The 6711-nt window shown below is 68.9% G+C and carries 8 protein-coding genes; 4 read left to right on the plus strand and 4 right to left on the minus strand.

What is annotated here, in order from left to right; all coding sequences use genetic code 11:
* Positions 1-57: 57 nt before the first annotated feature.
* From ACTOWL_RS21165 to ACTOWL_RS21180, 4 genes are all read right to left on the minus strand, one after another.
* Positions 58-867 carry a calcium-binding protein gene (locus ACTOWL_RS21165; protein ID WP_441323256.1) on the minus strand — a complete coding sequence of 270 codons (810 nt, stop codon included), beginning with the start codon at positions 865-867 and terminating at the stop codon, positions 58-60.
* 228 nt (positions 868-1095) lie between these two features.
* Positions 1096-1536 (minus strand): SRPBCC family protein, encoded by a 441-nt coding sequence (locus tag ACTOWL_RS21170; protein WP_441323257.1) that lies wholly within the window; start codon positions 1534-1536, stop codon positions 1096-1098.
* A gap of 20 nt (positions 1537-1556) precedes the next feature.
* The gene (locus ACTOWL_RS21175) at positions 1557-2387 is read right to left on the minus strand and encodes a phosphoenolpyruvate hydrolase family protein (protein WP_441323258.1); all 831 of its coding nucleotides are present in this window, start codon (positions 2385-2387) and stop codon (positions 1557-1559) included.
* Between the two features lie 10 nt (positions 2388-2397).
* Positions 2398-3606 carry a Tm-1-like ATP-binding domain-containing protein gene (locus tag ACTOWL_RS21180; RefSeq protein ID WP_441323259.1) on the minus strand — a complete coding sequence of 403 codons (1209 nt, stop codon included), beginning with the start codon at positions 3604-3606 and terminating at the stop codon, positions 2398-2400.
* A gap of 168 nt (positions 3607-3774) precedes the next feature.
* Here ACTOWL_RS21180 and ACTOWL_RS21185 point away from each other — a divergent pair, with 168 nt between their 5' ends.
* The 4 genes from ACTOWL_RS21185 (at position 3775) to ACTOWL_RS21200 (ending at position 6658) form a co-directional block, all read left to right on the plus strand.
* Positions 3775-4185, plus strand: a complete 411-nt coding sequence (locus ACTOWL_RS21185; protein ID WP_441323260.1) for a VOC family protein — start codon at positions 3775-3777, stop codon at positions 4183-4185.
* A gap of 127 nt (positions 4186-4312) precedes the next feature.
* A complete protein-coding gene (gene purU / locus ACTOWL_RS21190; protein ID WP_441323261.1) occupies positions 4313-5167 on the plus strand; it encodes a formyltetrahydrofolate deformylase in 855 nt (284 codons plus the stop codon).
* Positions 5168-5284: 117 nt separating this feature from the next.
* Positions 5285-6367: a WD40/YVTN/BNR-like repeat-containing protein gene (locus ACTOWL_RS21195; RefSeq protein ID WP_441323262.1), complete on the plus strand. Its 1083-nt coding sequence runs from the start codon at positions 5285-5287 to the stop codon at positions 6365-6367.
* A 3-nt stretch (positions 6368-6370) separates the two neighbouring features.
* Complete coding sequence (locus ACTOWL_RS21200) at positions 6371-6658, plus strand: MoaD/ThiS family protein (protein WP_441323263.1); 288 nt, start codon at positions 6371-6373, stop codon at positions 6656-6658.
* Positions 6659-6711: the final 53 nt, after the last annotated feature.

Below are 6711 nucleotides of genomic sequence, written 5' to 3' on the forward strand. Positions count from 1 at the left end.
GGGCACCCTGCACCCGGCGCACCCCCGCGTAAAGCCGGAGGCGCGCCGGGCGTTGCCTCAGAGCACGAAGTCCTCGGCGATGACGGCCGGGACGCCCTGGAGCGCGATCTTGAAATCGGCCACTCCGTCGCCGTCGACATCGCCGGCCGCCACCGCATTGCCGCCGGAGACGACATAGTGCAGCTCGCCGGCGCGCTGGCTGAAGGCGGCGGTGCCGATGAAGACGAAGGCCTGGTCGCCCGCCTCGACGGTGTCGGCGTCGATGGCGGACAGGTCGATAAAGTCGCCGGCGACACGGTTGAAGTCGGTGATCCGGTCGCCGAAATGGAGATCGTCCGTGGAGAAGACGAAGCGGTCGGCCTCGGCGCCGCCGGTCATGGTGTCGGAGCCGTTGCCGCTGATCAGCACGTCGCGCCCGCTGCCGCCATCCAGCGTGTCGGACCTGGCGCCGCCGATCAGCACATCGTTGCCGTTGCCGCCGATCAGCGTGTCGTCGGCGCCGCCGCCGTCGAGCCGATTGGCCAGGCCCGAGCCGACGATGACGTCGCTGAACGCCGACCCCTCGACATTCTCGACGCTGTCGTAGAGATCGCCCAGCGCCTCGCCGGCCCGGCCGAAGCCGTTGGCGAGATCGACCCCGACGCCGGCGGCGGCGTTCCGGTAGGAGGCCGTGTCGACGCCGTCCCCGCCGACCAGGACGTCGGCGCCGACGCCGCCGTTGAGAAGATCGTCACCGCCGCCACCGAGCAGCTTGTCGTTTCCGCCGAGGCCGAACAGCCCGTCATCGCCGCCGAGACCGAGAATGCTGTCATCTTCCGCCGTGCCGACGAGCCGGTCGCCACGATCCGTACCTGTGATTGTCGCCATGGTCTCCTCCTTTGGAACGCCGGCAGTTCCTCTGCCGACGGGACGAAGAATTCGTCCTCAGACCATTGGTTGACAGAAAGAGTGTTGGTCCGGTGTATCGCAGGGAACGCTGCGATGTTTTCGATCTGTGCTGGACAAGCAAGACTCCACCGTCCCCGGCCATCGGCCGGTTGCTGATGCGATCCGTCGAGATTGGAAAAGCGGGCCGGGCGCCCGGCCCGCCGGGGATCAGCCGCCGAAGCGCTGCTTCAGGGAATCGAAGCCGGTCTGGAACACGCCCTGGCCGATCAGCTTGCGCATCGCCGCCTCGTTCTCGGCGGTGACGTCGAACTCGGCGGTCCATTCGGCGAAGCTGCGGTTGCCGTCGGTGACCGGGATCAGGCGCAGCGTGGCGACATAGTTCTCGACCGGCATCGGCGCGGCGAGGATCGCATAGGTGACGCAGTGCTCGGAATCCGACAGGGTCAGCAGCCGCTCACGGATGGTGCCGCCGCCCCCGGCCAGCTCCATGCTGCGGATGCAGCCGATGCGGTCGGAGGGGCCGTCATCCTCGACCTTGCTGCTGGCGATGGCGGGATGCCAGTCGGGCAGGGCGTTGAAGTCCCGGATTGCCTGCCACAGGGTGTCGACCGGGGCGTTGATCACGCTGCTGGTGGTCACTCGGATCATGCTCGCTTCTCCTGGTTGGATCAGAACGAGACCTGCTTGAAGGCGCGGGTCTGGGCGGTAAGGGCCTGTTCGGTCGGCAGCCGCTCCATCGAGCTGGCGCCGTAGAAGCCGTGGCAGTGGCGGCAGCGCTGCAGGACGTAGGCCGCGTCCTCCGGCATCGCGATCGGGCCGCCATGGCACAGCACGATGATGTCCGGCCGCACCGCCAGCGCTGCCGCGGCCCAGTCGTCGACCAGGGCGACGCAGTCGTCGAGGGTCTTGGCCGTCTCGGCACCGATCGCGCCGCCGGTGGTCAGGCCCATGTGGGGCACGATGATGTCGGCGCCGGCTTGCGCCATCGCCACCGCCTGTTCGGCCGAGAACACATAGGGCGTGGTCAGCAGGTCGAGGGCATGGGCGCGGGCGATCATCTCGACCTCGAGGCCATAGCCCATGCCGGTCTCCTCCAGATTCTGGCGGAAGGTGCCGTCGATCAGCCCGACGGTCGGGAAGTTCTGCACCCCGGCGAAGCCCATCGCCTTGAGCTGGCCGAGGAAATGGTCGGTCAGCATGAACGGGTCGGTGCCGTTGACCCCGGCCAGCACCGGGGTCTTCTTCACCACCGGCAGCACCTCGCGCGCCATCTCGACCACGATCTCGTTGGCGTTGCCATAGGCGAGCAGACCGGCGAGGGAGCCGCGGCCGGCCATGCGGTAGCGGCCGGAGTTGTAGATCACGATCAGGTCGATGCCGCCGGCCTCCTCGCATTTGGCGGACAGGCCGGTGCCGGCGCCGCCGCCGACGATCGGCTCGCGCCGCTCGACCATGCCGCGGAACTTGGCCAGGAGGTCGGCGCGGGCGAAACGGGTCATGGCGACGTCCTCAGTGATGGGCAATGGCCCGGAACTCGCGCACCAAAGCGGCGGCGAATTCCGGGTCGTTGAGGGCGTGGGGCAGGCGGATCAGCCGGCGGTTCGGGGTCTGCCGCACCGTCGCCTCCAGCGCCTGGAACAGGGCCTCGTCGGCGGCCGGGTCGTGGAACGGCTGACCCGGCGCGTCGATCAGCGACACGCCGCCCTCCGGGATCAGGACGCGGACCGGCCCGTCCATCCGGTTCAGCTTGGCACCGATCCAGCGGCCCATCTCGACGTTTTCCTCCACCGTTGTCCGCATCAGCGTCACCTGCGGGTTGTGGACGTAGAGGGTCCGCTTCAGATAGCGCTCCGGCACCGTCTCCATCGCCCCGAAATTCACCATGTCGAGCGCGCCGCAGGATGTGACGTAGGGCACACGGCTGCGGATGATGCTGTCGAACCGGTCCTCGCCGCAGGGGAAGACACCGCCGAACAGCAGGTCGCAGATTTCGGTGGTGGTGATGTCGATGACGCCGCCGATCAGGCCGGACTCGACCAGCTTCTCCATCGACTTGCCACCGGTGCCGGTGGCGTGGAAGACCAGGCAGTCGTACTCGCCCTCCAGCGCCCGGCTGACCTGCTCGACGCAGGGGGTGGTGACGCCGAACATGGTCAGGCCGATCGCCGGCTTGTCGGCCTCGCTGCGCGGCGCCGGATGGGCCACCATCCCGGCCAGGGCATGGGCGGCGTTGCCCAGCACGGCGCGGGAGATGCGGTTGATCCCGGACACGTCGGTGACCGAGTACAGCATCATGATGTCGGCCGGCCCGACATAGGGCGCGACATTGCCGGAGGCGACGGTCGAGACCATCACCTTCGGCACCCCGACCGGCAGGTCGCGCAGCGCCGGGGTGATCAGCGCCGTGCCGCCGGACCCGCCCAGGCCGATGACGCCGCCGACATCCGACCGGCTGGCCAGGAAGCCGCGCAACGCCTGGGCCATGGCGGCGATGGCCCGGCCGCGATCGTCGCTGAACACGGCCTCGGGCCCGTCCGGATGGTGGCGCGCCACCTCCTGCGCCGACACGTCGGGGCGCGGGACGTCGGCCCCGATCTCACCGGGCCGGGTGCCGACATCGACCAGCACGGCCTCGACGCCGCGGGCTTCGATCAGCGCCTGGACATAGGCCAGCTCGCGGCCCTTGGTGTCGCAGGTCCCGATGACATAGGCCTTCATGGCGCATCCTTCCCGGAGGATCGCCGGCATCCGATGCGCCGGTTCTTGCCATCGGTTGTCGCGCCGCTGCGGTGTCGGGCGCAAGGGGTCGTGGGAACAAGGTTCCGGCTTCTTTCGTCCGACAATCCGGGTCTATGCTGCGGCAACGAGCCAGCCGGGAGAATGCCCATGACCAGCCTGACACGCCTGGACCACGTCAACATCTGGACCGCCGATCTGAAGCGGCTGATCCGCTTCTACCGCGACACAATCGGCCTGGAGGCGGGGTCGCGGCCGGATTTCCCCTTCCCCGGCGCCTGGCTCTATCTCGGCGACCAGGCGGTGGTGCATCTGGTCGGGGTGAAGCAGCAGCTGCATCCGGCGCAGGTGCAGCTGTCGCATTTCGCCTTCCAGAGCAGCGGCAATCTCGACGACTTCCTGGCCCATCTGAAGGGGCTGGGCATCGAGACCGAGCTCGGCCGGCCGCCGCGCAGCGGGCTGGTCCAGGTCAATTTCCACGACCCGGACGGCAACCACATCCATGTCGATTTCAAGGACGGGACCACGCCCGACCTGGTGCCGTACCGCGACGCCGGCTGACGGCGCGTCGGCCCCAGGCATCCGGCCGTCGCAATCAAGCCGCAGGCGACGGCCGCTGTCGTGTTAGGTGTCGAATATTGCTTCACGGCCGGCCCACCGGCCCTTCAGCGAGACGACGCGGCACCCCATGGCGAAACGGCTGATCCTCAAGCTCTCCTGCACCGACGTCCCGGGCATCGTCGCCCGGATCTCGGATTTCGTGTTCCGCTCCGGCCTCAACATCCTCGAGAGCGCGCAGTTCTTCGATCGCGACACCGGCCGCTTCTTCATGCGGGTGGTGGTCGAGGCGGTGGAGGGCACCGCCGACATCGATGCCCTGCGCGAGGGCTTCGCGCCGATCGGCGCCGACTACGGCATGGATTGGGAGCTGCACGACGCCGACCGCAAGATCCGCGCCCTGGTCATGGTGTCGAAGTTCGACCATTGCCTGAACGACATCCTGTACCGGGTGCAGATCGGGTCGCTGCCGATCGAGATCCCGGCCGTGGTGTCGAACCACCGCGACAGCTACCAGCGGGTCGCCGCCGCCGGCATCCCGTTCCACCACCTGCCGGTGACCCGGGACAACAAGGTGCAGCAGGAACGGCGGCTGCTGGACATGGTGGACGAGGAGAAGATCGACCTCGTCGTCCTGGCCCGCTACATGCAGGTGCTGTCCTCCGACCTGTGCCGGAAGATGGAGGGGCGGGTGATCAACATCCACCACTCCTTCCTGCCCAGCTTCAAGGGCGCCAAGCCGTATCACCAGGCCCATGCCCGCGGCGTCAAGCTGATCGGCGCCACCTCGCACTACGTCACCGACGACCTCGACGAAGGCCCGATCATCGACCAGGACGTGCTCCGGGTCGACCACACCGCCTCGGCCGACGAATGGGTCAGCATCGGCCGCGACGTCGAGAGCGTGGTGCTGGCCCGCGCCCTGAAGTACCACTCCGAGCACCGCGTGCTGCTGAACGGGCCGAAGACCGTCGTCTTCAAATGACCGGGGCCGCGCCGGTTTGACAGACACCCGTCTCCTGCCATAACTTAACTGAAAAGTTAAATATGGGATCCGCCGGACCAAACCAACAACCGGCCGGCGGAGCACGGGAGACACAGCATGGCACACCGCATCCTGGTCCTGATCGGGACCAAGAAGGGCGCGTTCATCGCCGAGAGCGATTCGGCGCGCCGATCCTGGCAGCTGCGCGGCCCATTCTGCGAGACTTGGCCGATCAACCATGTCGTCGCCGACCCGGCTTCCGGCACGATCTATGGCGCCGGCGGCAATGAATGGTTCGGCCCGGCGGTCTGGAAATCGACCGATTTCGGCGAGACCTGGACCCATTCCAGCGACGGACTGGCCTATGCCGGGGGGCAGGAGCCGATCAAGGCGGTCTGGAGCCTGGGCGTGCGCGACGGGCGGGTCTATGCCGGGGTGCAGCCGGCCGGCCTGTTCACCAGCGACGACGGCGGCCAGTCCTGGAGCCATGTCGAGGGGCTGCAGCGCCACCCGACGCGGCCGGACTGGAGCCCGGGCGGCGCCGGGCTGATCCTGCATTCGCTGGTGCTGCATCCGGACGACCCGGGCAAGATCTGGGTCGGCATCTCCGCCGCCGGGGTATTCCACACCGCCGATGGCGGCGAGACCTGGGAGACCCGCAACCGCGGCACCCGCGCCGATTTCATGCCCGAGGACCAGCGCTATCCCGAATTCGGGCAATGCGTGCACTGCCTGGTGATGGCGCCGGGCACGACGGAGCGGCTGTACCAGCAGAACCATTGCGGCATGTACCGCAGCGACGATGGCGGCCGGCGCTGGGACAGCATCGAGGCGGGGCTGCCCTCCAGCTTCGGCTTCCCGGCCGCGGTCCATCCGCGCGACTCGGACACGCTGTTCCTGCTGCCGCTCAACGGCGACATCAAGGGCCGCTTCGTGCCGGACGGCAGGGCCGCGGTCTGGCGCACCCGCGACGGCGGCGCCAGCTGGCAGGACCTGCGCCGCGGCCTGCCGCAGGAGAACGCCTATTTCGGCGTGCTGCGCCAGGCCATGGCGACCGACCGGCTGGACCCCGCCGGGGTGTATTTCGGCAGCTCGGGCGGGGCGCTGTTCGCCAGCGCCGACGAGGGCGACAGCTGGGACTGCGTGGCCCAGCACCTGCCCTCGATCCTGTCGGTCGAGACGCTGGTGGTCGACCGCTGAGCGATGACCGAGCCGACGACAAGGGAGGCCGTGCTGGTGCGGCTGCCGACGGTGCTGACCATCCTGTTCCCGGGTGCGCCGCCGCGGGTGGAGCTGCGCGCCGGCACGGTGGCCGAGGCGATCGACGGGCTGAATGAGCGCTGGCCGGGGATGGGCGACCGCATCCGCGACTCCAGCCCGGCGATCCGGCGCCACATCAACATCTTCGTCGATGGCCGGCGGGCCAGGCTGGACACGCCGCTGGCGCCGGGGATGGAAGTGTTCGTCCTTACAGCGATCAGCGGCGGCTGACCGCGGCCATGCCGGCATGGCCGCGCTGCGCCAGGGCGAGCAGCAGCAGGCAC

Source organism: Inquilinus sp. CA228, assembly GCF_052078665.1.
Taxonomy (GTDB): Bacteria; Pseudomonadota; Alphaproteobacteria; order DSM-16000; family Inquilinaceae; genus Inquilinus.

Bases quoted from the DNA above. Each gene is read 5' to 3' on its own strand.
- ACTOWL_RS21180 (WP_441323259.1), bottom strand. From the start codon at position 3,606: ATGAAGGCCTATGTCATCGGGACCTGCGACACCAAGGGCCGCGAGCTG.
- purU (WP_441323261.1), top strand. From the start codon at position 4,313: ATGGCGAAACGGCTGATCCTCAAGCTCTCCTGCACCGACGTCCCGGGC.
- ACTOWL_RS21175 (WP_441323258.1), bottom strand. From the start codon at position 2,387: ATGACCCGTTTCGCCCGCGCCGACCTCCTGGCCAAGTTCCGCGGCATG.
- ACTOWL_RS21195 (WP_441323262.1), top strand. From the start codon at position 5,285: ATGGCACACCGCATCCTGGTCCTGATCGGGACCAAGAAGGGCGCGTTC.
- ACTOWL_RS21200 (WP_441323263.1), top strand. From the start codon at position 6,371: ATGACCGAGCCGACGACAAGGGAGGCCGTGCTGGTGCGGCTGCCGACG.
- ACTOWL_RS21170 (WP_441323257.1), bottom strand. From the start codon at position 1,536: ATGATCCGAGTGACCACCAGCAGCGTGATCAACGCCCCGGTCGACACC.
- ACTOWL_RS21185 (WP_441323260.1), top strand. From the start codon at position 3,775: ATGACCAGCCTGACACGCCTGGACCACGTCAACATCTGGACCGCCGAT.
- ACTOWL_RS21165 (WP_441323256.1), bottom strand. From the start codon at position 867: ATGGCGACAATCACAGGTACGGATCGTGGCGACCGGCTCGTCGGCACG.